Origin of the sequence: Bowmanella dokdonensis (assembly GCF_017254865.1) — a bacterium.
GTDB lineage: Bacteria > Pseudomonadota > Gammaproteobacteria > Enterobacterales > Alteromonadaceae > Bowmanella > Bowmanella dokdonensis.
Genome location: NZ_JAFKCV010000045.1, coordinates 1 through 855, shown reverse-complemented (window position 1 = coordinate 855; position 855 = coordinate 1). Strand labels below are relative to the sequence as shown.

The following is an 855-nucleotide window of genomic DNA, read 5'->3' as shown; positions in this document are numbered from 1 at the left end:
GTTGAACCCGCCGAGGCAGGCCTCGGAGAAGCCTGAAATAAAGAAATTGCTGGTTGAATATACAGTGGTTTGATTCTATACCTAGATCCATGAAATGGACACTGCAAACTCTTTTCCAGCACCACTTTCCCGCTTACCTCGCAACCCGTCGCTGTACCCTGGCCCAGAGGAAGGCGGCCTCGTCAGTCATGCAATGCCGGACTGCGGTGTTAGGCGGGCATGTCCAGTGCTGCCCCGAAGGTCATGTGCAAGGGGTTTGGTACAACTCCTGCCGTCATCGTAGCTGCCCTCAATGTAACGGCCTGAGCACAGCGCGCTGGCTTGAGCATACCGAGTCCGTACTGCTTGATTGCCCCCACCATCATGTAATCTTCACCCTGCCAAGTGAGTTGCATGCCCTGTGGCAGTACAACCGGGCACTGATGACGGACCTGTTGTTTGAGGCGGTGCAGGCCACCCTGAAGACATTCAGCCAGGATAAGCGCTATCTGGATGCCCAGCCCGGCGTGTTGATGACCCTGCATACCTGGGGCAGGGATTTAAGCTTACATCCACATATTCATTGCCTGATAAGCCATGGTGGCTTATCTCACCAGGGCAACTGGGTGACACCGAAGAAGCACATCCTGTTCCCGCAGAAACTACTGATGCAAGTTTACCGGGGCAAACTGCTGGCCCTGCTGCGCAGCGCCATTGACCAAGGGGTACTGGCTGGCACCAATACCCCAGCGAAACTCCGCAGCTCCCTTAACCGCCTGGGTAGGAAAGACTGGATAGTGCATTGCTGCAAACGTTATGAACATGGCAAGGGTGTGGCCATCTACCTGGCCCGCTATGTCCGGGGTGGCCCCTTCA

At 55.8% G+C, this 855-nt stretch carries 1 protein-coding gene; it reads left to right on the top strand.

The genetic code is table 11. The features are described from left to right. Positions 1-89 precede the first annotated feature (89 nt). The coding region (locus J0A66_RS21450) for an IS91 family transposase (protein WP_206575902.1) at positions 90-855 on the top strand (766 nt) is incomplete at its 3' end.